The following is a 24,688-nucleotide window of genomic DNA, read 5'->3' as shown; positions in this document are numbered from 1 at the left end:
TCCGATGAACGACCTAACCTGTCCCGCCAGCGCCCTGAGCGCCATTGACCAGCACCGGATTGACCAGCTGGCCCGGAGCTACGCGCAGGCCGATCCGGCCTTCGCCGCCTGGGCTGCGGGCTATGGCGTCATCGCACACACCCCGCTCACCCAATTGCGCGTGCGTGCGATGATCGAGGAACTGGTCGCGACCGGCGCTCTGCCTGACAGCGCGACGGGCTATCGGCGCCTGAGCGCCGCCGATCGCGTGGCCAGCGCCGGCATGTGGCTGGTAGCACACATGACCTACGCCCGGCGGGTCCGCCTGGACGGCGCGCCGTTGGAGGCCGATGACTTCAAGCCGCAGCCCGAGGGCCACACCGGCGGCGCGTTGAACATGGTGCCGGCCTACGCCGGCTACCTGGCCATGAATGCGCTCGATGGGGTAACCCGCGCCTGGATGATGGGCCAAGGCCACTGCGTGGCGGCGATCGATGCGCTCAACGTCATCGTGGACAACATGAGCCCGGCGCATGCGGCCCGCTATGGCCTGGATGAGCCGCGGTTGGCGCGGTTCGTCGGCGATTTCTACTCCTACGCGCTCACGCCCGAAGGGCGCCCGGCCTCGCCGTTGGGCTCGCACGTCAATGCCCACACCGCCGGCGGCCTGCAGGAAGGCGGCTATCTGGGCTTTGCCGAGCTGCACTACGTGCACGCGCCGCTGCCCGGTGAGCGGCTGGTCGCGTTCGTCAGCGATGGCGCCTTCGAGGAGCAGCGCGGTGGCGACTGGGCGCCGCGCTGGTGGCGCCCGGACGACTCGGGCCTGGTCGCGCCCATCATGATCCTCAACGGCCGGCGCATCGAACAGCGCAGCCAGATCGAGCAACAGGGCGGCGAGGACTGGCTGTACCGCCACCTGCGGCTCAATGGCTTCGAGCCCATTGGCCTGGACGGCCGCGATCCGGCCAGCATTGCCTGGGGTATCCACGTGATCGAGTCGCGGCTGCAGGCCTGCACCGAGGCGGCCGCGCTGCATCCCGAGGGCGATTTCCGAATCCCGCTGCGCTACGGTGTCGCCGAGGCGCCCAAGGGCTTTGGGTTTCCCGGCGCCGGCACCAACGCCGCCCACAACCTGCCGCTATCGGGTAATCCCCACCGCGATGCGGCCGCCCGCGAGCAGTTCAATGCCGGCTGTGCGCCGCTCTACGTGCCGCCGGCGGATCTGCAGGCGGCGATTGCGGCTCTCAATACACACGCGACTCAGGGTCGGCCGCGCGAGCGCGACCACGCGCTCGCGACCCGCCAGGTGGCGCTGCCGACCGTGCCCGAGCCGGCCTGGGCGGAGCCCGGCACGATTGGCTCGCCGATGGCCGCTCTGGATGGTCAGTTTGTTCGCTTGGTGCAGGCCAACCCGCAGCTGCGCCCGCGCGTGGGTAATCCCGATGAGTTGCGCAGCAACAAACTCGACGCGACCCTGGACCTGCTCAAACACCGGGTGCAGGAGCCGGAAGCCGGCGTCGCAGAATCGCGCACCGGCGCTGTAGTCACCGCGCTCAACGAGGAGGCGGTCGTTTGCGCGGCGCTGGCGAACAAGGGCGGACTCAACCTGGTGGTGACGTACGAGGCCTTCGCCCCGAAGATGCTGGGCGCCTTGCGCCAGGAACTCATTTTCTCCCGGCATTTGCGCGAGGCCGGGCGGCCGCCGGGCTGGCTGGGCGTACCGGTGGTGCTGACGTCGCACACCTGGGAGAACGCCAAGAACGAACAGTCCCACCAGGACCCGACCCTGGCCGAGGCGCTGCTGGGCGAAATGGCGGACGGTGCCCGCGTGTGTTTCCCGCTGGATGCCAACAGCGCCATGGTGGCCCTGACCCATAGCCTGCGGGCCCAGGGCACGATCACGGCGCTGGTGGTGCCCAAGCGCGAGGTGCCCAATCGTTTGACGCCGGCGCAGGCGCGCCTGCTCGCCGAGGAGGGCCTGCTCTTGCTGCACGGCGACCCCGACACCGCCGCGGTGCTGCTGGCCGCCACCGGCAGCTACCAGCTGGGGGAAGTGTTACGGGCGCATCAGCGACTTCAATCGTCGGGGATCGCCACGGCCGTCATCTATATCGGCGAGCCAGGGCGGCTGCGGGCCGGACGCGATGCACGGGAAACCGCCTACGTGCTTTCTGATGCCTTGGTGCTGCGCCACTTCCCGGCGGGCACCCCGCGCGTATTTGTCACCCACACCCGGCCTGAGCCGTATTTGGGTGCGCTGCGCCGGATCGACAGCGGACCCGCGACCACGCGAGCGCTCGGCTTTGTGAACCAGGGCGGCACGCTGGACGTCCCGGGGCTGCTGTTCGCCAACGGCTGCACCTGGGCGCACACGGTGGCGGCGGCGCTGGCGGTCCTAGCTCGCCCGGTGAACGATGGCTTGCGCGCCGACGAGCAAGCGGCGTTGGCCGGCCGCGGCGACCCGACCCTGATCACCCGCCCGGCATGAGCACGCCCCGGCCGATGACCGCCTCCCGCCTGCCCCGCAGCCTGCAGATCGCCGTCGCCTTGGGCGGCTTCGGCTGGACATGGTGGCGGCGGCATCGCCGTGCTCCCGACACCTTGCCGGCCCGGCTGCGCGAGACCCTCGAGGGGCTGGGCACGACGTTCGTCAAGCTTGGCCAGGGCCTGAGCCTGCGCCGCGACCTCTTACCGGCCCCGTATCTGGTCGAACTGGAGGCCCTGCACGCCCACGTCCCGCCGTTCGAGTCGGCGCTGGCAGTGGCGGCGATCGAGTCTGCATTCGGCCAGCCCGTGGACCAACTGTTCGCCGAGTTCGAGTTGGTGCCGTTTGCAGCCGCTTCGGTGGCCCAGGTGCATCGGTCCAAACTGCCCGATGGGCGCACGGTCGCGGTCAAGGTGCGCCGGCCCGGCATCGTGGCCCAGGTGCATGCCGACCTGCGGCTGCTGCGGCGCTTCGTGCGCGTCAGCCAGTGGCTGGTGCCGGGCTTGCGGCGCTACCAGCCGCTGGACCTGATCGACGAGCTGGGCCAGTTCCTGCACCAGGAAATCGACATGGTCCAGGAGGCGCGCAATATGCGGCGACTGGCCAGCACGTTCGATCCCCTGCCCTACCTGACCCTGCCCCACGTCGTGGAGCCCTTGGTCGCGCCGGCCGTGATCGTGCAGGAGTTCAGCCACGGCGCGGCGCTGGCGACGCAAAACGGTACGCCGCGCGGGCGCGAACTGGCCGGCCTGCTGCTGGATGCCTATGTGCACCAGCTGATGGGCGCCGGCGTCTTCCACGCCGATCCCCACCCGGGCAACCTGTTCGAACTGCCCGACGGTCGCCTGTGCTTCCACGACTTTGGCTCCATCGGTTTCCTGGACCCGGCATCGCGCACGGCCTTTGCGCAACTGATCGAAGGGCTGGTGGTGGATGACGCCTCGGCCGTGCTTGATGCCGTGGTCGCGATGGGATTCATCACCGGGCCGATCGACCGGCGGGCCTACGTGCGCGCCATCAGCGAAATCCTCAGCAGCCTGGCCACGCTGCCCCTGAACGAATGGTCGATGGCCGACGCGATCTGGCGCGTGGCGCGGATCGGGGCGGGCGCGAACTTCCGCCTGCCGCGCCATCTGTTGGTCCTGATGCGTACCCTGTTCCTGGCCGAGAACACGCTGCGGGCCCTGGACCCGGACCTGGATCTGATGCAGGCGCTGGGCGTCCGGGCTGAGCGCATGGCCCAGACCCTGCGACAACAGGCGGTGGGCCGTCCGATGCATGAGCAGTTGCTCAAGAGCGCCGAGCAGCTGCCGGTCGTGGCGATGCAGATGCTTCGGCAGCTGCAACTGGACGAGGGACGGCCCGCGCTGTCGCTGCACCATCGCGGCCTGGAGCCCCTGGAAACGACGCTGGCGCGCACCGGCAATCGCCTGGCGCTGGCGCTGGTGACGCTGGGTCTGTACCTGGCCGGGTCGGTGATGATGCTGCACGGCGCCGGGCCGCGCCTTTGGGGCCATCTGCCGGTGCTCTCGGCGCTGGCGTTCGCGGCCGCGCTGGTCCTGTCCTGGCGGCTGGTGCGCGCCATTTCGCGCTCGGGGCACCTATGAGCGCGCCGCGCGACGTCCTGACGCTCAACGTCGGCTCGGCGACCGTCAAGGCGGCGTATTACGCGGTGGATGCGCAGGGCGTCCTGATCATGCCCGCGGCCCGCGCCAAGATCGCCGTGCTGCCCGAGGATGCCCACGATGCCCGCAGCGCAGGCCGCTGGCTGTCGCAGTTGCTGGTTCAGTTGCCGGCCGGGGCCGGGCAGCCCACCCGGGTGGCACACCGGGTGGTGCACGGGGCGGCCCGCCCGGGTCCAGCCCGCGTCACCGAGGCATTGATGTCCGAGCTGACGGCGCTCACGCCGTTGGCGCCCCTGCATCAAGGCCCTGCCCTGCGCCTGATCGATGCCGCCCGCCATCGCTGGCCGGACGTGTCGCAAGTCGCCGCCTTCGACACCAGTTGGCACGCGACCCTAGCGCCCTGGGCCCGGCGCCTGCCGGTACCGGCGAGCCTGCATGCGGCTGGCGTAATGCGCTACGGCTTTCACGGCCTCGCCTTCGCCTCGGCCGTGCGCCAACTCTCGGCGATGGCCCCGGCGCTGGCGCAGGCGCGGCTGGTGCTGGTGCACTTGGGCGGCGGTTCGAGCCTGTGCGCGGTGGCCGACGGCCGTAGCGTCGATACCACCATGGGCATGACGCCCCTGGACGGGGTGCCGATGGCGACCCGGTCGGGCAGCCTCGACCCCGGCGTCGTGCTGTACTTGGCCCAGACCCTGGCCATGCCGCTGCCCGAGATCGAGCACCTGCTCTGGCGCGAGTCCGGCCTGCGGGGGCTGTCGGGCGGCAGTGGCGACATGCGCGAACTGCTGGCCGATACCAGCGAGTCGGCCGGCCACGCCCGGGCGCACTACGCCATTCGGATCGCGCAGGGCATCGCTGCCATGGCAACCAGCCTCGGCGGGGTGGATGCGATCGTGTTCTCGGGCGGCATCGGCGATGGCGCCCCCCCGATCCGGGCCGCGGTGGCCGAACATCTGGCCTGGATGGGCCTGCGCCTGGACCCCGAGGCCAACGCGGCAGGGGCCACGCATATCCATGCCCCAGGCGCCGCGATCTCGGTCTTGGTCTTACGGGTCAACGAGGAGCAAGAACTTGCATTGGCGGCGCTTGCCTAGCTTCCCGCCCTGAGCCAGGCAAGCGCGATACGACCGGCCGTCTACGCGGTACATGCGCCCTCTCGCTAAAGCCAGCGCCTCGCCCACCAGCCGACCAGTTCAAGGCCTGGCGCGTACCACGGCCGATTTCTCCACGTGGCCTTGAGCACCTCCCGTGACTCGGCCAGATCCTGAACGAAGTGCTCCGCCAAAGTCGCGTTGAGGGCAGGCGCCTGCCCGAGCAGATTGATCTCGTCGTTGAGGAAGAAGCTGCGGTAGTCGAAGTTGGCGGTGCCGACCGTCGCCCAGCCCCCGTCGACCAGGGCGGTCTTGGCGTGCAGCACCCGAGGTTGGTACTCCCAGATGCGTACCCCCGCGTCGAGCATGTGTGCATAGGCCGCCCGCGCCGCCCATTGCGCCAGCAGTACATCGCTTTTTCCTGGCACCAGCAGACGAACATCCACGCCGCGGCGAGCGGCACCGCACAAGGCGCGCTGGCTGCGCCGGTCCGGTACGAAGTACGGCGTCGTCAGCCAAAGCCGCTCCCGGGCCTGGTCGAACGCCTCGCTGAACGCACAGCGCAGGCGATGACGGCAACGACGCGAACGGTTCGACAGCAGTGCCAAAGGCGACCGCGCCGTGGGCACCGGGCCGCGCGGTGCCCGGGGGTACTCGTCGAACAACCGGATGGCCTCGGCCACCCGGGGGCCCGTTAGACGGACATGGGTGTCGCGCCAGCGAGCCGCGCCCAGCGCCCGCTGGGAATTGCGCCGGTCGAGGTTGAACCCGCCCAGGTACGCGACCGCGTCGTCGATGACCAGGAGCTTGCGGTGATTGCGGACGTGGAATTGCGCCGGCTGGCGCCACGACCAGGGCCGGCTCCAGTGCCACTGCACGCCGGCCGCAATTAGGGAACGGACCCGCTCCGGTGGAATCAGACGCCAGGAACCCACGGCATCGATGCGAACCTGGACCCGCCGGCCGGCCCATGCCAGATCGGCCAAGGCGGTGAGAATAGGCCCGCCGACGTCATCATCCGCCACGATGTAACACTCCAGACGCACGTCCCGCGTGGCGCCGGCGAGGTCCGCGTGCATCGCCTCGTAGAGGGCGTCCCCCTCCACGAAGACCGTGGTCGTTTCCGTTATGGATGGCATGGCAATGGCGGGTCAGCGGAGTTCCGGGGATCAGCCTAGCAGCGCGGCCGGGGCCCTGGGCCGCTAGCCCGGAAAGCGGGCGCGTACCTCGGCATCCCGGCCGGCGACCAGCGCCTTGAGCATGCTGCCGCCGCAGCAGGTCCCGTAGTCGCAACCTTCAGCGCCCTGAGGCGCTTTCCCCTGCGCTTGCAGCCGGTCCGTGGTCGGTTTGCATTGACGGCCGGCGCAGCATGGGCCTTATGATTAGGTAATGACCGTGGCGTCACCCAAAAACTAAAGGGGAAAGGAGCGCGGGCTTGGGCTGGTTCCCGCTGCGAATTCCGCCCCACTTCTCCAGCGGTCCGCTCCGGCGGGCCGTTTTCTTTGGGAAGGCCCGGCTCGGACAGCGCGGCGTAGGCCCCGATCCGGATCAGGCAGGGCTCTGCGAGCCCCCGTCATCCCACTGCCCAGGCGACAGCAGCCTGCTTCAGGGGCAAGCCGAACGCGATCGAGTCACCGCAGAACCGTTCCCGTCGGCAGGTCAAAATCGACGTCAGCGGAATGCAGGAGGGCGTCTAGTTGTGATTCGGACAGGGCGCCGCGCTGCAAGGCCGCCTCGGCTACCCGCTCAATGGCTTGCCACACCCCGGGTTGCGCGAGATAGCTCCGCGCCTTGTCGCAAACCTCAAACCACCGGAGCGGACCCAAGGCCGCACGCACGGCCAGTACATCGCCGTGTGCGTCTCGAAACAACTCATCCTCCGAGACCGTTGCGCCTGCGCACTGTCGATATCGCTCCTGCGCGACATACCCGGCAGCCGCAATGATGGCTTCTTCCAGTGCGTAGTCGATCTCTGCATTTCCCGCACCTCGCGCTCGGGCGGCGGCCAGATCGTGGCGACGGTCGTAAATTGCAGCGGCTTGGGTGGCGGTGTGTTCACCGGTCAGTTTCACCGCAATGCAAATTCCGGTCAGGTGGGCGAAGACAATGTGTCCCGCCTCGTGGTACGCCGTGTCGGGGGTCAAGGCAGGGTTCCGATAGGGCCGTTGGGCCCCGATTGGACCATGCGGGAAGATGAAAATCTTCATCCATGGTCGCGCCCAATTCCCCAAAGGGGGTTCTGCTCCGCTCATTCTGACGGCCCGCTTCGGTAGGCCGGCATTCTTTGGGCGCCCCTTTCGTTCCCGACTCCCGCCGCTGAAGCTTCGCACTGGAGCATGCCTTAGTCCCAAATTGGGACGACGCATTGCATCATCGCCATCCGCGCCCTGAAACGCTTCTTGGAGCGCCATCCGGAGACCGAGCAGCTGCTCCGGGGACCCTGATCCTGTCGTCATCGCCTCCCCGGCCCTCGAATGTCCAGTGGATGGGATCACACTGGCTTCGCCGGCGTCTGCAATCCGCCCAAGATGGCGCAGGTGCCCCGGCGGCCGCCGCAGCAATCGGCAATGGTGCGTTCCAACTCTTGCGCCATTCGTTGCAGTTCGGCCTGCCGCTCGCGGATCTCGGCGAGGTGGTGGCGCGCGAGCCGGTCCACGTCGTCGCAGGACAGGTCCGGATCCTCCGCCAATCGCATCAGGTCGCGAATCTCGCTCAGGCTAAAGCCCAGTTCCCGGCCGCGGGTGATAAAACGCAACCGTGCCACGTCGTGGTGGCCATAGACCCGATAGCCGTTCCCCGTTCGGACCGGCCCAGGAAGCAGTCCGATCCTCTCGTAATAGCGGATGGTCTCCAAGTGACAGCCACTGGCGGTGGCGGCTTCACTGATTTTCATTCGCATCCCGCTTGACTCTGTAGTGGCTACGGACTTTACGCTACCCCTCTCCCGCTGCCAACGAAGTGCCCCTGCCATGCCTCAGATCCGCCCTCTGCTCGTACTGCTGAGGCAGCAATGGATCGCAGCGCTCGTGATGGGTCTGGTGCTGCTGCCGGTTCACGCCCAGACACCCCCCGTTGAGCCGCGACAAACGTGGCAAATGCTCGACTACATCGCGGTGGACTATGCCGCTGCCGTCCACGGTGGCCGCATCCTGTCGCCTGGCGAGTATGCGGAGATGCAGGAGTTTGCCAGCGCGGTTCGCACGCAACTCCAAACCCTGCCGGCGAGTCCTCAACAGCCGCGGCTGCTGGCCCGAGCCGACCAGTTGGTCGCGGCGGTGGACCTCAAGGCCGACTCCACCCAGGTCGCCACGCTGGCTCGCGGGATGGCCGACGATTTGTTGGCCGACTATCCCATCGGGGCCGTGCCAGTGTCGCCACCAGAGCCGGCCCGCGTGACGGCGCTCTACGCCCAGCAATGTGCGGCCTGCCACGGTCCGACCGGGCGCGGAGACGGTCTGGCGGGAGCCACCTTGGATCCCCCGCCGATCGCCTTTACCGACGCGGGTCGCGCGGCCCAGCGGACGCCCTTGGCGCTGTATGAAGTGATCTCCCAGGGCGTGCAAGGCACCAGCATGCCCAGCTTTTCGGCGCTGTCGGAATCCGATCGCTGGGCGCTGGCGTTCTACACGGGCAGTCTGGCGTACTCCGCTCGCGCCCGCACCGACGGGGAGACCTTGTGGCGGGCGCGGGCCGACCTCCGTGGCCGCATCCCGACGCTCGAAGCCCTGACCCGGACCCGCGAGGCGGAGCTGGCGGCCACGGTCTCCCCGGCGGAGGCGCACGCCATCGTTGCCTACCTTCGATCACGCCCTGAGGCGGTGAACCAGTCGCCAGGCCGTTCCCATCCGTTCTCCCTCGCCCGCCAACGTATGGCCGCCAGCGAGCGGGCGTATGCCGCCGGCGACACGGCGCAGGCCACAACGTCGGCGTTGTCAGCCTACTTGGACGGCGTAGAGCCGGTTGAGGCGGCCCTGGGTACCCGCGATCCCTCACTGATGCGAGAGATCGAGACGGCCATGGCCCGCTACCGCAGCCAACTCGCTCGCCCCGGTGCCCTGGCGGACGTGAGCGCACAGTCGGCGGAGGTCAACGCGCTGTTGGATCGCGCCGAGACGGTACTGACGGATACCCGGATGGACACGACCACGGCCTTTCTGGGCAGCTTCACCATCCTGGTGCGGGAAGGTCTGGAAGCGCTCCTGATCGTGATGGGCATGATCGTGTTCCTGCGCAAGGCCGAGCGCGCCGACATCTTGCCGTACGTCCATGCGGGATGGGCCAGCGCCTTGCTGGCCGGCGCGGCAACCTGGGCGGCAGCGACCTACTTGATTGACATCAGCGGTGCCAATCGGGAGCTGACCGAAGGATTATCGGCGCTATTCGCCGCTGCCGTGCTGCTGAGCGTTGGTATCTGGATGCATCAGAAGAGTCTGGCCGGACGCTGGCAGCAGTACCTGCAGGCCAAGTTGTCGAAGGCGTTGACGCGGCGATCGGCTCTCTGCTTGTTCGTGCTTGCGTTCATCGTGGTGTATCGCGAAGTGTTTGAGACCATCCTGTTCTTCATCGCGATGTGGAGCGAAGCGGTCTCCGGCGCCATCCTTGCTGGCTTCGCGGCCGGATGTTTGGTCTTGGCCGCGGTGGCCTATTGGATGGTTCGCGCCAGCGCACGTCTTCCCGTCGGCCGGTTCTTCTCGATCAGTTCGCTCCTGATCGCCGTACTGGCCGTCGTCTTGGCGGGCAAAGGCGTGGCTGCCCTTCAGGAGGCGGGTTGGGTCACCCAAGCAGGGGTGACGGGGCCACGCATCGAATGGCTGGGCGTGTACCCGTCCTGGGAGTCCTTGTTGGTGCAGTTGGGCGTGGCGACGCTGGCGATCATTGGCTTCATAACCAACACCCGGTCGCTGAAAGCGTCGGCCGCATCTTCCTCGCGCTCATGAGCTGCCCAAGGGACTTGCGATATTGCCGCCGCGCCGCGACCTCCGCGTGCGCCGCACTCCTCCTGAACAGCGTGCCGTGGCCAATGCATGGCCTGCGCGCCGAGTTCGCCTCGGGCTGGGGCCTTGCCGCTCGGTGGCCCACGTTGGGTGATCTCTGCGGTTCATGCTCGCCCGCCAACGGAGAAAGCCATGAGTGACTGCGGTTGCCACCACGATGCCAAGAACGCGCAAGAGCGCCGCATCCTGAAGATTGCGTTGGCTCTCAATGCCGCGATGGCGGTGATCGGCGGCATCGCCGGTTGGATCGCCGACTCGACCGGACTGCTGGCCGATGCACTGGACATGCTGTCGGATGCCATCGCCTACGCGATCGGGTTGGTCGCCATTGGACGCGCCGCGCGTTTCAAAGCCAATGCGGCCTGGCTCAGCGGTAGCATCTTGCTGGTGTTGGGCTTGGGCGTGCTGGCCGAGGTCGGGCGCCGGGTGGTTCACGGCGCCGAACCGGCCAGCAGTTGGATGATTGGGACGGCACTGCTGTCTTTGGCGGTCAATGTCACCGTATTGCGCTTGCTCGCGCCGCTGAAGACGGGAGAGGTGCACCTGCGCGCGACGTGGCTGTTCACCCGCGCCGACGTTGTGGCGAACGTGGGGGTCATCCTTGCGGGCGGTCTGGTCCTGTGGCTCGACTCGCCCTATCCCGATTTCATGATCGGCACGTTGATCGGCCTGTATGTCATCAAGGAATCCTTCGAGATTCTGCGCGATGCCCGCCGTGCCCGGCAGGGGGCTGGCACATGAGGCAGCCTGACCGGTCAAAACGAACCGGCGACGCCCTGCGCGCTGGCGACGTTCATGCGCGGCAGGGAGCGCCCGGAGTGGAGGGAATCCGCACGAGCGCCATCGCATGGCTGCTGCTCTCGCTGGCGGTGCTGTTGTTGGACCAAGTCACCAAGTGGTGGGCGATGACGGCGATCCCCGATGACGTGGCCATCGCTGTCGTGGAAGGGTGGTGGAACTGGCGTCGTTCCTACAATCCCGGTGCGGCGTTTGGTTTGCTGGGCGGTGCGGGAGGCTGGCAGCGGCCGGTGCTTGCGGCATTGGCGCTGGGCGTGTCCGCTTACCTGGTGTACTCGCTTTACCGCCTGCCCCGACGGGCATGGCGACTGGCGGTTCCGTACGCCTTGGTGATTGGTGGTGCTTTGGGCAATGCGGCCGATCGGCTCAGTCGGGGGCAGGTCGTCGACTTCATTCAGTGGTACTGGCGGGACTTCTTCTGGCCCACCTTCAATGTGGCCGATATGGCCATCGTCATCGGGGCGGTGGCGATCGCGGCGAACGGCCTGATGCCACCGAAGCTGTCGCAAGGACAGGCGTCATGAAGTCTTTCTCGGCACGCCGGATGCGGCGGTGGCCTGGCATGGGCTGGGCTGTCGGCTCCCGGCGACCTTGGAGCCCCTTGAGGCCCTTCACGCCCGCGATTTGTTTGCAGCTCCCCGTAATCTCATGTCCTCCTGAACGCGATGCGGCGCGCAGAGGAGAATGAAATTGTGTAACTCCAATGCCGTCAGATAAGCTGCCGCAGCCATGCGTACTTCCCCTCCCCTGCTGATGGCCCGACTTCGCGCATCCGTGCGGGTGGCCGCGTGGGTGCTGTTGGTGTTCCTGCTCAAGGTGGGCATGGTCGCGGCTTGCACGGTAGATGAGATGCAGGACAGCACCTGGGGGGCGACCAGCACCCAGGGGCCGGCGGCCGATACCGCCCTGACGCCCGATGCGTCGGCAGCGGACGATCCTTCGTCGCTCCTCTCGCATGCCGCGGGCGGCTGCCTGGACTGCCATTGCCATCATGCGGCGGCCCTGCCGCCCGTGGTCGTCCTTCTGGCCGGACCGCCGGCCATGGCCCGCGTTCTACCCGTTCCGATCGCCATGCCGATCGGCGCCGCACGCAACGAGCTTCGCCCTCCCATTCTCTGAGCCCACTCCTTTTCGCTCCCTGACGCCGAGGCGTCGGGGTCGACGTGTGCTCAGAGGATCTTTCCATGCGTTTAATCCCTCCCCCGCGACGCTTGCGCGTCGCGTCGTTGCCGACGATCGTTCTGCTCCTGGCAGGTGCATTGGCCGCGCCCACCCAAGCCGCCGCGCCCAGTGCGTCTCCCATCGCCCTGCGCGATGCCGTCACCGCGGCCTGGCGCGCCCATCCCAGCGCCCGGGCCACAGACGCTACCTTGGCCGCCGCCCGCGCCCGCGCCGACGCCGCCGGCCGCCCGTTGTACAACCCCGAGCTTGAGTTTGCGGCCGAGGACGAAGGCACAGACCGCACCACCACCGCCGGCGTCAGCCTGGCGCTGGACCTGAGCGGCAAACGTCGTGCCCGGCGCGATGCGGCCGCGTCGCAGCTGGACATTGCCGTAGCCCAGGCCCGGCTCAGTCGCCGTGATTTCGTGGCCGCCTGGCTTGTGGGTTGGGCGGATTGGCAAAGCGCGTCACGGCGGGTGCAGCAAGGCGAGCAACGCCTGGCGCTCATCTCCCGATTTGCCGATCTGGCCGACAAGCAGTTCGGCGTGGGCGACATCTCCTCCCTCGAACGGGATCTGGCCCGGCTGGCCCGCGATGAAGCCGAAGCGGAACAGGCGGCGCTGCTGGCCGAAGCCGCCGAGGCCGAGGAAGCCTTCCGAAACGTGGGCGGACAGCCCGACGCCGTGGCCTCGGACGCGGCGTGGTCGCAGGCGCTGCCGGACGTGACGCCCCCACCCACGACCTGGGAGGCCTTGCCGGAATGGCAGATCGCGCAGGCCCAGTCCGAAGGAGCGACACGTCAAGTCACCGTCGCCCAACGTAACCGGGTTCCGGACCCGACGCTTGCACTCACGGGCGGCCGCATCGACTTCGGCCCGGCCTCCGACAATGTGGTGGGCGTATCGCTCAGCGTGCCGCTGTTCGTGCGCAACCCCTACCGGGCCGAGGTCGTGGCCGCGCTTGCCGATGCCGATGCCGCAGCAGCCCAGGCCGACATCACCGGGGCGCAGTTGGCCTCGCGGGCCCAGCGCACGGCGGCCAGTTATGCCGCGGTCCGTCGGGCCTTTACTCGCTGGAGCCAAAGCACCGGGACCGATGTCGAAAAGCGTGCCGAACTGCTGGAACGCCTCTGGCGCGCCGGCGAGCTCTCGACCGCCGACTACCTGCTCCAGCTCAAGCAGACCCTGGATACCGCCCTTGCCGGTGCCGCGCTGGAAGGTCAGCTCTGGCGCCGCGCCACCGATTACCTCGCCGCCACCGGCCAGCTCGAAGCCTGGCTCGGAATGAATGACGCGACTGGAGAAACTTCGCGATGAACCCGAAAAACTACCTGTTGATTCCCGCCGGTGCGGTCCTGGTCCTGTCCTTGGCAGGCTGTGGCGCCGAGCCCGCCGCGACGCCTTCACCCAAGGCCGTGGCCGCCGACACGAGCACGCCACGCGGCGAAGACGCTGAACATGCCGACGAGGCAGGCCAGGAAGAGGCGGGCCACGGCGATGAGGCCGGGCATGACGAAGAGGCCGGCCACGATGAGGCGGAAGAAGGCGCGGAACCGGTTCGCATGGACGCGGCCGCGCTGGAAGCCGCCGGCATCAAGCTGGCGACCCTGGATGCGCGTTCACTGAGCGAACCGCTGCAGGCCCCGGGTGAAGTCCTGGACAACGCCTACGGCACCACCCTGATCACGCCGCGGGTCGAGGCCCTGGTGGTCCGCCGCCATGCCAAGCTGGGCGACGAAGTGGCCGCCGGCGCGCCGCTGGTGACGCTGTCGTCCGTGGAAGTGGCCCAAGCCCAAGGGGCGCTGGCCATCGCCGAGCAGGATTGGAAGCGCGTTCAATCCCTGGGACGCGAAGCCGTGTCGGGCCGCCGCTACCAGGAAGCCCAGGTCACCGTCGAGCAGGCACGGGCGACGGCGCGGGCCTACGGCTTGCCGGGCACGGCCACGGGCCGGTCCAACGGCGAGTTCACACTGACCGCGCCGCACGCAGGACGACTGACCGAGGACGCTTTCGTGGTCGGCGAGCGGATCGAGCCGGGCCGTACGTTGTTCCGGCTGGTCGATGAGTCGGTGGTGTGGGTGGATGCCACGCTCCCGGCCGAGCAGGCCCGGCGCATCGCCATCGACAGCACTGCGCAGGTGGTGCTGGGCCAGGTGCGACTGCCCGGCAAGGTGGTGCAGCGCGCCCACCGCACTTCCGAGAACACCCGGACGGCGCTGGTGCGAATTGAAGTAGCGAACGAGGGCGATCGCCTTCACGGCGGGGACTACGTCGAGGTCTATCTCGATGCCGGCGGTGGCAGCGACCCGCAGCTGGCGGTGCCGACGGCGGCGCTGGTGCAGTTGGAGGGCGAGAACGTGGTCTTCAAGGAGACCGATGGCGCCCTGGCGCCCGTGGCAGTTCGTCCCGGCCCCGTGGTCGGCGACCATACCGTCATCGCCGACGGCCTGGTCATCGGCGACCGGGTGGTCGTGGAGGGCGCCTACGTGCTCAAGGCCCAGATGCTCAAGGCGCAGCTGGGAGAAGGTCATGGTCATTGACGCCCGAGTCGCCGAGCGCGGAGGTGCGCCATGCTGAATCGCCTGGTCGAACTCTCCCTGCGCTACAAGTTCCTGGTCCTGATCATCTTCGCCGTGGTGGCCTTTCTGGGCCTGCGCGCCGTGCGTGACGTTCCCATCGACGCCTTCCCGGACGTGACCCCGGCGCAGGTCAACATCTATACCGAATCGCCGGGCCTGGCGGCAGAAGACGTCGAGCTGCTGCTGACCACCCCGGTGGAGTCCGCGTTGGCGGGCCTGCCCAAGGTGCAGGAAATCCGCTCGGTGAGCCTGTTTGGTCTGTCCTACGTCTCCGTCTATTTCGAGGACGACATGGAGATCTACTTCGCTCGGCAGCTGGTCAACGAGCGACTGCAGGAAATCGGCGACCGCCTGCCCGAGGGTTACGGCAAGCCCAGCATGGGTCCGAACAGCTCGGGCCTGGGCCAGGTTTTCTGGTACACGGTCGAGCGCGCCCCGGGCGTGAGCAAGGAACAGGTCACCGACATGGACCTGCGCACCTGGCAGGAGTGGACGGTGCGCCTGATCCTGCGCACGGCGCCGGGCGTGGACGACGTCAGCTCCTGGGGCGGCGGTGAACGCGAATACCAGGTCCGGATCGATCCGCAGCGGCTGTATGCCCGTGGCCTGGGCTTTGCCGACGTGATTGCGGCTTTGCCCGCAAACAACGGCCAAGTCGGTGGCAACGTGATGGATGTGGGCCGCGAGCAGTACCTGGTGCGTGGGCTGGGCCTGCTGTCCTCGACCGAGGATATCGGGGCGATCGTGCTCAAGTCCGAGGACGGCGTGCCGGTCTACATGCGTGACGTCGCCCGGATCATCGAATCGCCGGCGCCGCGCTTTGGCGCGGTGACGCGCGATGGCGAGGAAGTCGTGCTGGGCATGGCATTGTCCCGCATCGGCGAGAACGCCAAGGATGTGGTCGAGGCCGTCAAGGCCAAGCTGGCCACCGTCCAGGACGCCCTGCCCGAGGGCATGGTCGTGCGCCCGATCTACGAGCGTACCGACCTGGTCAACAAGGCGGTAGGCACGGCAACGCGGGCCCTGATCGAGGGTTCGATCCTGGTGGCGATCGTGCTGTTCCTGTTCCTAGGCGAATTGCGCTCGGCGCTGGTGGTGATCGTCACCCTGCCGCTGGCGATGCTGATGGCCTTCATCGGCATGGGCCAGTTCGGGCTGTCGGCCAACCTGATGTCCTTGGCCGGCCTGGCCATCGGTATCGGCATGATGGTGGACGGCGCCGTGGTGATGGTCGAGAACGCCTACCGCATCATGGCCGAGCGACACACCCACGGCGAGAAGGTGGATCGGACCTCGGCGGTGCTGGCGGCGGCCAAGGAAGTGGCCAATCCCATCTCGTTTGCGATCCTGATCATCATCGTGGTGTTCCTGCCGCTGTTCAGCCTCGAGGGCCTGGAGGGCAAGCTGTTCAAGCCCATGGCCTTCACCATCGCGTTCGCGATGGCCGGATCGATGCTGCTGAGCCTGACGCTGATCCCGGTCCTGGCGGCCATGATCCTCAAGCCCAAGGAAGAGAAGGACACCCGGTTGGTGGCCTTCCTCAAGCGGCGCTATCGCCCGCTGCTGGAGCGTGCCCTGTCCGCAAAACGCGCCGTTGTGATCACGGCTTCCGTGGCGCTGGTGCTGGCCTTGGGGCTCTTTCCGTTCCTTGGCAAGGAGTTCATGCCCCAGCTGCAGGAGGGTTCGATCATGTGGCGGGTGACGGGCATCCCGTCGACGTCCCTGGATGAGTCGATCCGCACCAGCAATGTCATTGCCGAGGCCTTCAAGAAGTTCCCGGAAGTGGAGACGACGCTCGCCATGATCGGCCGCGCCGAAAAGGGCGAGACCGCCGACGTCAACTACATGGAGATCTACACCGCGCTCACGCCCGAGGAGGACTGGACCACCGGCCGCTCGATCAAGGAGCTGGAGGAGGCCATGCAGGAGACGCTGGAAGAGGTCGTGCCCAACGTGGTGCCCGGCTACACCCAGCCGATCCAGATGCGCGTGGAAGAGCTGATCTCCGGCGTCCGCGCGACCCTGGCGCTCAAGCTTTACGGCGAGGATCTGGCCGAACTTGATCGCATCAGTAGTCAGCTCAAGCCGGTACTGGCAGGGATCGAAGGCGTCGCCGACCTATCGCTGGAAGCGAACGTCGGAAAACCGCAGATCCGCATCGAGGTGGATCGGGCCGAACTGGCCCGGCACGGCATGAACGCCGAGGAAGTGCTGACCATCGTGCGCAATGGATTGGGTGGCGAGCCGGTCAGTGTGCTGCTGGACGGCGTGCGGCGGTTCGACATCTCCGTACGGCTCGATGACGGCACGCGCAGCTCGGTCGAAGCGCTGCGACGGATCCCGCTCAAGGCCGCTTCGGGAGCGCTGGTGCCGCTGTCCGAGGTCGCCACCGTATCCGTCGCCGAGGGCTATTCGTTCATCCGCCGCGAGCAGCTGCAGCGCTATGCCGTGATCCAGATGGATGTACGTGGTCGGGATGTCGATGGCTTCGTGGCCGATGCCACGGCGGCGATCAAGTCGCAGGTGGACCTGCCGCCCGGCTACTGGATCGAGTGGGGTGGTGCGTTCGAGAACCAACAGCGCGCCTTGGCCAAGCTGAGCCTGATCGTGCCCATCACGATCTTCTTCATCTTCGTGCTGCTGTACACCGCGTTCAACTCGATCAAGTTCGCGGCCCTGATCCTGGCCAACGTGCCCTTCGCGACCATCGGTGGCCTGCTGGCCTTGTTCCTGACGGGCCAGTACCTGTCGGTGCCCTCGGCCATCGGGTTCATCGCGGTGTTCGGCGTAGCCATGCTCAACGGCATCGTGCTCGTAAGCTTCCTCAACGAGCAGCGTGAACGCGGGCTCTCGGTCCGCGAGGCGGTGCTGCAAGGCACGGCCCTGAGGCTGCGCCCGGTGCTGATGACCGCAAGCGTGGCGATCCTGGGCCTGGTGCCGATGCTGATCTCCAGTGGTGTCGGCGCCGAGACCCAGCGCCCGCTGGCCACCGTGGTGGTGGGCGGTCTGCTCAGCGCCACCCTGCTGACCCTGTTCCTGCTGCCCGTGCTCTACGAGTGGCTGGAAACCCGCGCCGAACGCAAGAACCCGGAGGCCACGCCATGAAGCGCATCACTGCCTTGCTGCACGCTCACCGGATGAGCGACATCGTGCACGCCCTGGAGGCCGCCGGTGAGCGGCGCCTGAGCGTGGTGCAGGCCCGCGGCTTGTTGCGCGCCTCCAGTGCCCGCGAGCAGGACTACTCGGTCGAGTTGGGTGAACGGGTGACCCAGGAGATCCAACTGGACGTGTTCTGCGAGGACGAGCGGGTCGACGCGATCATTGCGTTGATCCGGCAGCACGGCCGCACCGGGCAAGTGAATGCCGGATGGATCTTCACCAGCTCCATCGACGATGTGCTGCTGATCGACCGGGCGGACGTGCCGGCCTAGCCCAGCACGCCGAAGGCCACGAGGCAGGCGCGCTCCGACGGAGCGCGCCTGCAGTATCCACGTTCGAGGAATTTCCGATGAGTGATACCACGCCTCCCCCGACCGCTAGCGCGGGACACAACCACGATCACGGCAGCGGGGGCCCTTGGGCGGGCCGCGCCGAGATCATTTTTTCCCTGGCCTCCGGCGCCTTCCTCCTGGCCGGCTGGGCCTGGGGTCGAACACAGGGCGACGGTGCCACCGGTCCTTTCATCCTGCTGCTGCTGGCCTATGCGGCCGGCGGCTTCTTCACCGTGCGCGAAGCGCTCGAGAACCTGCGCCACCGTGAGCTGAAGATCGATTCCCTGATGATCGTGGCGGCCGCGGGCGCCGCGGCCCTGGGCCAATGGGCCGAGGGCGCGTTGCTCTTGTTCCTGTTCAGTCTCGGCCATGCCCTCGAGAACTACGCGATGGGCCGCGCCCGTCGCGCCATCGAAGCCCTGGCGGACCTGCGGCCTGAGTCGGCACTGGTGCGCCGTGGGGCCGAGTTGGTCGAGGTGCCCGTAGGCGACTTGGTCATCGGCGACGTCGTGGTGGTCAAGCCCGATGAACGCGTGGCGGCGGACGGCTTCGTCGTGCTGGGCGAGAGCAGCATTGACCAAGCCGCTATCACGGGCGAGAGCGTGCCGGTCGACAAGCGGCCGGTGGTGGACGTGGCCGAGGCCAGGCAACGCCCTGACGCGGTCGGCCCCGAGCATCGCGTCTTCGCCGGCACCATCAACCAAGGCAAGGTCCTGGAGGTCGAAGTCACCCGCCTCGCCAGCCAGAGCACCTTGGCCCGAGTCGTGGAACTGGTGCGTTCGGCGGAGCACCAGAAGTCGCCCACGCAGCTGTTCACGGACCGCTTCCAGAAGATCTTCGTTCCCGCGGTGCTGGTACTGGTGGGCCTGCTGCTGTTCGCTGGATTGGTGGTGGATGAACCGTTCAGCGCGACGTTCTACCGCGCCATGGCGGTGCTGGTAGCAGCTAGTCCCTGTGCCTTGGCCATTTCCACGCCCAGCGCTGTGTTAAGCGGCGTGGCGCGGGCCGCGCGGGGCGGCGTGCTGATCAAGGGTGGCGGCCCGCTGGAGCGGCTGGGCGTCCTGCACGCGCTGGCTTTCGACAAGACCGGCACGCTGACCGAGGGCCGACCGCAGGTGACGGACGTCATGCCCGCTGACGGCGTGACGACGCAGGAACTGTTGAGCGTCGCTATTGCCGTAGAGCGCCTGAGTGACCATCCCTTGGCTGCCGCGGTGGTGCGCGATGGCCTGGTCCGTCTGGGCTCGCACGCTGTCCCTGAGGCGACGGACCTCGAGAGCCTTACAGGCCGCGGCCTGAAGGCGACCGTGGCCGGCGAGACCGTGCACCTGGGCAAGAAGAGCCTGTTCGATGAGCTCGGGGGTGCCGCCGTGCCCGCCGCGCTGAAGACGCGCGTGCTGGACTTGGAGCATCAAGGCCGGACGGTGTTCGTCGTACGACAGGGAGACCGTTACCTGGGCGCCGTTGGCTTGATGGACACGCCCCGGGAAGCCGCCAAGGCGGTGATGGCCCGACTGCGCGAGCTCGGCATGACCCGGCTGGTGATGCTCTCGGGCGACAACCAACGGGTCGCCGATGCGGTGGCCGCCAGCGTGGGCATCGACCGGGCGTATGGCGACCTGATGCCAGAAGACAAGGTCAAGGCGATCCAGGCACTGCGCGCCGAGGGCGAGGTGGCCATGGTGGGCGACGGTGTCAACGATGCGCCCGCACTGGCCAGCGCCTCGGTGGGAATCGCAATGGGCGCGGCGGGTTCAGATGTCGCGCTCGAGACAGCGGACGTGGCCTTGATGGGCGACAAGCTTGAGCACCTGCCGTTCGTCGTGGGGTTGAGCCGGCAGACCCGGCGCATCATCCGCCAGAACTTGTGGGCCAGCCTGGGCATGGTGGCCTTGCTCATTCCGGCGACGATCCTGGGCATGAAGATGGGCGTCGCCGTGCTCTTCCACGAGGGTTCCACCCTCCTGGTCGTGGCGAACGCGCTGCGCCTGCTCGCTTACAGAGACTCCGCGTAACGTCGGATGTTTCGGCGTTGTTAGCTCGCGCCTACGGAAAAGTGCGATGGCTGAGGCACTGCGCGGCGTGTTCTCAATCACCGGCAGGTCCGGGTTCATCGATTCTGTCCCCGGCGCTGCGCACGGTCATCACTCGGCGGCCCGCCTCAAAGCGACCTTAGTACCCTTGCCCGAGGATACGGCTGCTGCGTGCAATCTGCCGGACATCTGTGCAATCAGCATGACTATTGCAGTGCCGTCTTGCATCGAACGGCGGGAAGATGCGGCACAACGGACCGCGCAGACTGGCATTGATCTTGCAGCACGACACGCGCGGGCTGACTAAATCCTTGGCTCGCCCCCCTATCTCTCGTTAAGGAGCCCCCCCATGCACCACATGTCTTCCGAACTGCAGGCCTGCATCCGCAGCTGTCTGGACTGCTATCAGCACTGCCAGCACACCGCTCTGACCACCTGCCTTGAAAAAGGCGGCGATCACGTGGCGCCGGATCATTTCCGCCTGATGATCGATTGCGCCGAGGCCTGCCGCGCCGCCGCCGCGCTCATGATCAATCATTCCCCGTACCACGCCGAGTTCTGCCGCCTGTGCGCGCAGGTCTGCCGCGATTGCGCCGCCAGCTGCGAAGAACTGGACGGCATGGAGGCCTGCGTGCGCGCCTGCCGGGAGTGCGCACAAGCCTGCGAGGCGATGGCGGCGTCGGTCTGAACTGCCCTCCCCACACGGTAAAACTTCCCAAGCCGGGTAACCCGTTCCTTCGGCCCCACGGGGGCCGGAGGACTTCGGCGACCCGCTCCGCCCGGGGAACTTTTTGGCTCCACTGGCGGTCTAGCCCGCATCTTCCCCAGTTCTGGGGTGTATCCCATCGCATTTTTCTGGGTGTAGACTCCGGCCATGTCCCTGCTGCGCACCGTCGGCCACCTGCTGCTCGCTTTGGCGTTGATCGCCAACGCCGGGCTGCCGTCGGTCGCGTCCGCGGTCGATCACGCCGCGCACCAGAGCGCGGGAGTGGACCAGGCTATGGCGGCGGCGGGGCATTCGATGGCCGATGGCGACATAGCGTCGTGCCATGACGAGGCCACCGTGAAGCCCGTCGTGCCCAGCCCGGACTCGCCGCTGGATTGTTGTGACGGCGGCACCTGCACCTGCAGCTGCCTGCATCACGCGCCGGTCGTCGTGATCGCCGACGCTGACTGGGCGGTTTCCCCCTATCGCTGGGTGGCCCAATTGGGCCGCCTGGTGTCGGTCCCGGCCGCGCCTTCGGCGCCGGCTATTCGACCTCCGATCGCCTAAGCCCTCCCGGCGGACCTTGATCCGCCCCATTCGCTCGACCCGCATTCCGGGTCGCGTTGCCCGTGGCCTGTCGCCGCGGGTGCTTTGGAGGGTTTCCCATGACTGTACGTTTCCGCCCGGCCGCCCTGGCCGTGGCCCTAGCCTTGGCCCTGAGTGGCTGTGCGTCCTTGGCGTCGCGCCCCGGCGACACCGACATCAATGCCCTGCTGGCCGAGCGACGCGGCCCGCAGGTCGAGTGGTCCGCGGTGGGCCAACCGCCCCCAGAGCGCCAGGCCATCGACCAGTGGCTCGGTGCCCCGATGACCGCCGAGGCGGCGGTGCGCGTAGCTATGCTGCGCAGTCCCCGCCTCCAGCAAGAATATGCGCGGCTGGGTCTGGCGCGGGCCGACGTGCTCGAGGCCGTGCAGGTATCCAACCCCACCCTCTCGCTCTCACGGTCCTATCTGGACCCGGGCAGCGGCTACAACCGTCTGGCCGGCCTGACCTTGCCGCTGGCCGACCTCCTGGTGCTGCCGGTGCGCACGCGCCTGGCCCGCGCCGAGTACGAGCGCGCCAAGCTCGAGATCGCCGGGGCAGTCCTGAACGTCGCCGCCGACGTAGAGGCCGCCTGGTACACCTACGTGGGTGCCCAGCAGGTCGCGGACATGCGCACGGCGGTGGCCGGCGGTGCGGACGCCGCCGCCGAGCTGGCGCAGCGTTTCTTCGATGCTGGCAACATCAGCGAGCTGCAGCTAAAGCAGGAACAGGCCGCCGCCAGCGAGGCGCGCATCATCGCCGCCCGGGCCCGTGCCGATGCCGGCCGCGCCCGTCTCACCCTCAACACCCTGCTGGGCCTCAGTGGCGAGGATGCCACCTGGGCTACCAGCGATCGCCTGCCCATGCCGGTCGGCGCGGAAGACGATCCCCTGCAGTTGGCGGAGCTGGCGCGCAAGTCCAGCCTGGAATTGCTCGCGGCCCGCCAGCAGGCCGAGATATTGGTCGATGCTCTGGGCATCACGCGAAAGCTGCGGTGGCTAGGCGGCAGCGAGATCGGCTATGAGCGCGAACGCGACGCTGACGGGTCCCGCCTGCGCGGTCCGACCTTGGATCTGGAGCTACCCATCTTCAACCAGGGCCAAGCCAAACTGGCCCGTGCGGAGGCGTTGCTGGCCGAGGCACGGGCGCGTGTGGCCCAGGCGGAACTGGGCGTCGATAACGCGGTGCGCCTGGGGGGAGAGCAGGTCCGCGAACTGAGCCAGGTCGTGGCGATCCACCGCGATGCCCTGATTCCGCAGCGCGAAAAGGTGGTCGAGCGCAGCCAGCAGGAGCAGAACTTCATGCTCATCGGCGTGTTCGAGCTGATCCAGGCCAAGGTGCAGGAATACAACGCCTACGAGAGCTACCTCGAGGCCGTGCGCGATTACTGGTTGGCGCGTGTGGAGTTGATGCGGGCCGTTGGCCAGCGCCTGCCCAGCGATGCCGCCATCGGTGATCGCACCCCCAGCGTGCAAGACATCCTGACGCCGTCCGCCGAGGAGGCGATGCCGGGCATGGACCATAGCGGCCACAACATGTCGTCGATGCCCGCCGCTCCGGCCGGTGCGATGGAGGGCATGGACCACAGCGGCATGGACATGCCGGAGAAACCGGCCACGCCCGCGGTTCCGGCGTCTGCGCCCGCCGACGTGATGGAAGGCATGGACCACGGCGGCATGGACATGCCCGCGGCGACGCCGACACCGGTCGATCACTCCCAACACGGTGCGCCGCCGGTGTCCCCCGAACCGCCGACCGAGGACGAGAAGGAAACCGAGGAAGACACCCCCACCCCGCCCGACCACAGCGCCCACGGAGACACCCCATGAAGATCACACGACGCGACATCCTGCTGGGCGCAGGGGCCGGTCTGGTTACGACGGCCGCGACGGGCATGGCCCGCGCCCAGAGTCAGGGCCACGACATGAGCCAGATGAAAGAGCCCGCTGCGCCGCCGGAGGCGCCGCCGGTCTCCCGCCCGCGGGCGGGCAAGGTACGCACGCTCAACGGCTGGACCCTGCCTTACCGCATGAACGGCGGCGTCAAGGAATTCCATCTGGTCGCCGAGGAGTTCGAGCACGAGTTCGCGCCCGGTTCCAAGGCGATCTGCTGGGGCTACAACGGCTCCACGCCGGGGCCGACCATCGAGGCGAATGAAGGTGACCGCATCCGCATCTTCGTAACCAATCGCCTGCGCGAGGCGACCACCATCCACTGGCATGGCCTGATCCTGCCCAGCGGCATGGACGGCGTCGGTGGGCTGAGCCAGCCACAGATCAAGCCTGGCGAGACCTTCGCCTACGAGTTCACGCTCAAGCAGCACGGTACCCACATGTACCATCCGCATGCCGACGAAATGGTGCAGATGGCCATGGGCATGATGGGTCTGCTGATCATCCACCCGAGGCGCGGCGAGGCCGTGCCGATCGATCGCGACTACGCGTTCCTGCTGCACAACTTCGCGCTCCACCCGGGCACACGCCGACCCGACCCCGCGGTGATGCAGGACTTCGACCTGTGGACGTTCAACTCCAAGGTCTTCCCGGCAATCGAGCCCATCGTGGCCCGGACCGGTGAGCGTGTCCGCATCCGCGTGGGCAACCTGAGCATGTGGAACCACCCGATCCACCTGCACGGCGTTCAGTTCCACGTCACCGGGGGCGACGGCGGGAGATTGCCACGTTCGCAGTGGCGCACCGAGGTGACCGAGATCGTTGGTGTTGGCCAGATGCGCGATATCGAGTTCACCGCCGTGCCGGGCGACTGGGCGTTCCACTGCCACATGTCACATCACACGATGGGACCGATGGGCCACGACATCCCCAACACCATCGGCGTGGACCAGCGCGGCGTCGAAGCCAAGATCCGGCAGATGCTCCCGGGCTACATGGCCATGGGCGAGAACGGCATGGCCGAGCACCAGGACCACACCGATAGCGGCCATATGCAGGGGCCGCCCAACACGCTGGCGATGATGGCCGGCAAGGGCCCCTTCGGGAACATCGAAATGGGCGGAATGTTCACCGTGGTCAAGGTGCGCGACGACATCGCGCCCGGCGATTTCAGCGATCCGGGCTGGTATCGCAATCCTGCTGGAACCGTCGCCCGCCGCGTCAGTGACGACCCGGCGTTCGGCAATCCGCCACGTCGCACCAGTTAACAAGG

General features: G+C 67.8%; 19 protein-coding genes. 16 read left to right on the top strand and 3 right to left on the bottom strand.

All coding sequences use genetic code 11. From position 1 onward, the window contains the following. Positions 1-4 precede the first annotated feature (4 nt). The 3 genes from ACOQFR_RS12525 to ACOQFR_RS12515 are packed head-to-tail and all read left to right on the top strand — an operon-like array spanning position 5 to position 5,183. Positions 5-2,467 carry a xylulose 5-phosphate 3-epimerase gene (locus ACOQFR_RS12525; RefSeq protein WP_421382381.1) on the top strand — a complete coding sequence of 821 codons (2,463 nt, stop codon included), beginning with the start codon at positions 5-7 and terminating at the stop codon, positions 2,465-2,467. Positions 2,468-2,481: 14 nt separating this feature from the next. Continuing rightward, positions 2,482-4,071, top strand: coding sequence for an ABC1 kinase family protein (locus ACOQFR_RS12520; protein ID WP_421382379.1), 1,590 nt, complete (start codon positions 2,482-2,484; stop codon positions 4,069-4,071). After that, positions 4,068-5,183: an acetate/propionate family kinase gene (locus tag ACOQFR_RS12515; protein WP_421382377.1), complete on the top strand. Its 1,116-nt coding sequence runs from the start codon at positions 4,068-4,070 to the stop codon at positions 5,181-5,183. Before ACOQFR_RS12520 ends, ACOQFR_RS12515 begins: the two co-directional genes overlap by 4 nt. 65 nt (positions 5,184-5,248) lie before the next feature. On the opposite strand, the gene ACOQFR_RS12510 is transcribed toward ACOQFR_RS12515, so the two are convergent. The 3 genes from ACOQFR_RS12510 to ACOQFR_RS12500 all read right to left on the bottom strand — a co-directional run bounded on the left by ACOQFR_RS12510 (position 5,249) and on the right by ACOQFR_RS12500 (position 8,073). After that, entirely contained in the window at positions 5,249-6,319 is a 1,071-nt protein-coding gene (locus tag ACOQFR_RS12510) for a phospholipase D-like domain-containing protein (protein ID WP_421382375.1), read from the bottom strand. 492 nt (positions 6,320-6,811) lie between these two features. After that, the gene (locus tag ACOQFR_RS12505; RefSeq protein WP_421382373.1) at positions 6,812-7,324 is read right to left on the bottom strand and encodes a hypothetical protein; all 513 of its coding nucleotides are present in this window, start codon (positions 7,322-7,324) and stop codon (positions 6,812-6,814) included. A gap of 347 nt (positions 7,325-7,671) precedes the next feature. Further along, positions 7,672-8,073: a MerR family transcriptional regulator gene (locus ACOQFR_RS12500; protein WP_043799477.1), complete on the bottom strand. Its 402-nt coding sequence runs from the start codon at positions 8,071-8,073 to the stop codon at positions 7,672-7,674. 76 nt (positions 8,074-8,149) lie between these two features. Between ACOQFR_RS12500 and ACOQFR_RS12495 the strand changes: the two genes are divergently transcribed. From ACOQFR_RS12495 to ACOQFR_RS12435, 13 genes are all read left to right on the top strand, one after another. Next, positions 8,150-10,117, top strand: a complete 1,968-nt coding sequence (locus ACOQFR_RS12495; protein ID WP_421382371.1) for an FTR1 family protein — start codon at positions 8,150-8,152, stop codon at positions 10,115-10,117. A 189-nt stretch (positions 10,118-10,306) separates the two neighbouring features. Further along, positions 10,307-10,915, top strand: coding sequence for a cation diffusion facilitator family transporter (locus ACOQFR_RS12490; protein WP_290781887.1), 609 nt, complete (start codon positions 10,307-10,309; stop codon positions 10,913-10,915). Beyond that, entirely contained in the window at positions 10,912-11,496 is a 585-nt protein-coding gene (gene lspA / locus ACOQFR_RS12485) for a signal peptidase II (RefSeq protein WP_421382370.1), read from the top strand. Before ACOQFR_RS12490 ends, lspA begins: the two co-directional genes overlap by 4 nt. Before the next feature lie 277 nt (positions 11,497-11,773). After that, positions 11,774-12,091, top strand: coding sequence for a hypothetical protein (locus ACOQFR_RS12480; protein WP_421382368.1), 318 nt, complete (start codon positions 11,774-11,776; stop codon positions 12,089-12,091). Positions 12,092-12,156: 65 nt separating this feature from the next. Then, a complete protein-coding gene (locus tag ACOQFR_RS12475) occupies positions 12,157-13,449 on the top strand; it encodes a TolC family protein (protein WP_421382366.1) in 1,293 nt (430 codons plus the stop codon). Continuing rightward, positions 13,446-14,672 carry an efflux RND transporter periplasmic adaptor subunit gene (locus ACOQFR_RS12470; protein WP_421382364.1) on the top strand — a complete coding sequence of 409 codons (1,227 nt, stop codon included), beginning with the start codon at positions 13,446-13,448 and terminating at the stop codon, positions 14,670-14,672. The genes ACOQFR_RS12475 and ACOQFR_RS12470 overlap by 4 nt, the downstream gene beginning before the upstream one ends. A gap of 30 nt (positions 14,673-14,702) precedes the next feature. Beyond that, positions 14,703-17,816: an efflux RND transporter permease subunit gene (locus ACOQFR_RS12465; RefSeq protein ID WP_421382362.1), complete on the top strand. Its 3,114-nt coding sequence runs from the start codon at positions 14,703-14,705 to the stop codon at positions 17,814-17,816. Then, positions 17,813-18,142 carry a P-II family nitrogen regulator gene (locus ACOQFR_RS12460; protein ID WP_146908852.1) on the top strand — a complete coding sequence of 110 codons (330 nt, stop codon included), beginning with the start codon at positions 17,813-17,815 and terminating at the stop codon, positions 18,140-18,142. The genes ACOQFR_RS12465 and ACOQFR_RS12460 overlap by 4 nt, the downstream gene beginning before the upstream one ends. Positions 18,143-18,219: 77 nt before the next feature. Further along, positions 18,220-20,217, top strand: coding sequence for a heavy metal translocating P-type ATPase (locus ACOQFR_RS12455; RefSeq protein WP_421382359.1), 1,998 nt, complete (start codon positions 18,220-18,222; stop codon positions 20,215-20,217). 367 nt (positions 20,218-20,584) lie between these two features. Then, on the top strand, positions 20,585-20,923 hold the full coding sequence (locus ACOQFR_RS12450; RefSeq protein WP_106989581.1) for a four-helix bundle copper-binding protein: 339 nt from the start codon (positions 20,585-20,587) through the stop codon (positions 20,921-20,923). Between the two features lie 186 nt (positions 20,924-21,109). Continuing rightward, a complete protein-coding gene (locus tag ACOQFR_RS12445; RefSeq protein WP_421382357.1) occupies positions 21,110-21,508 on the top strand; it encodes a CopL family metal-binding regulatory protein in 399 nt (132 codons plus the stop codon). 98 nt (positions 21,509-21,606) lie between these two features. Continuing rightward, positions 21,607-23,352: a TolC family protein gene (locus tag ACOQFR_RS12440; RefSeq protein WP_421382355.1), complete on the top strand. Its 1,746-nt coding sequence runs from the start codon at positions 21,607-21,609 to the stop codon at positions 23,350-23,352. Then, the gene (locus ACOQFR_RS12435) at positions 23,349-24,683 is read left to right on the top strand and encodes a multicopper oxidase family protein (protein ID WP_421382353.1); all 1,335 of its coding nucleotides are present in this window, start codon (positions 23,349-23,351) and stop codon (positions 24,681-24,683) included. Before ACOQFR_RS12440 ends, ACOQFR_RS12435 begins: the two co-directional genes overlap by 4 nt. Positions 24,684-24,688 lie beyond the last annotated feature (5 nt).

It is taken from the genome of Arenimonas sp. MALMAid1274 (genome assembly GCF_049195245.1).
Classification (GTDB): Bacteria; Pseudomonadota; Gammaproteobacteria; order Xanthomonadales; family Xanthomonadaceae; genus Arenimonas.
The sequence above is the reverse complement of the archived record's forward strand: the minus strand, read 5'-3'. Positions and strand labels throughout refer to the sequence as shown.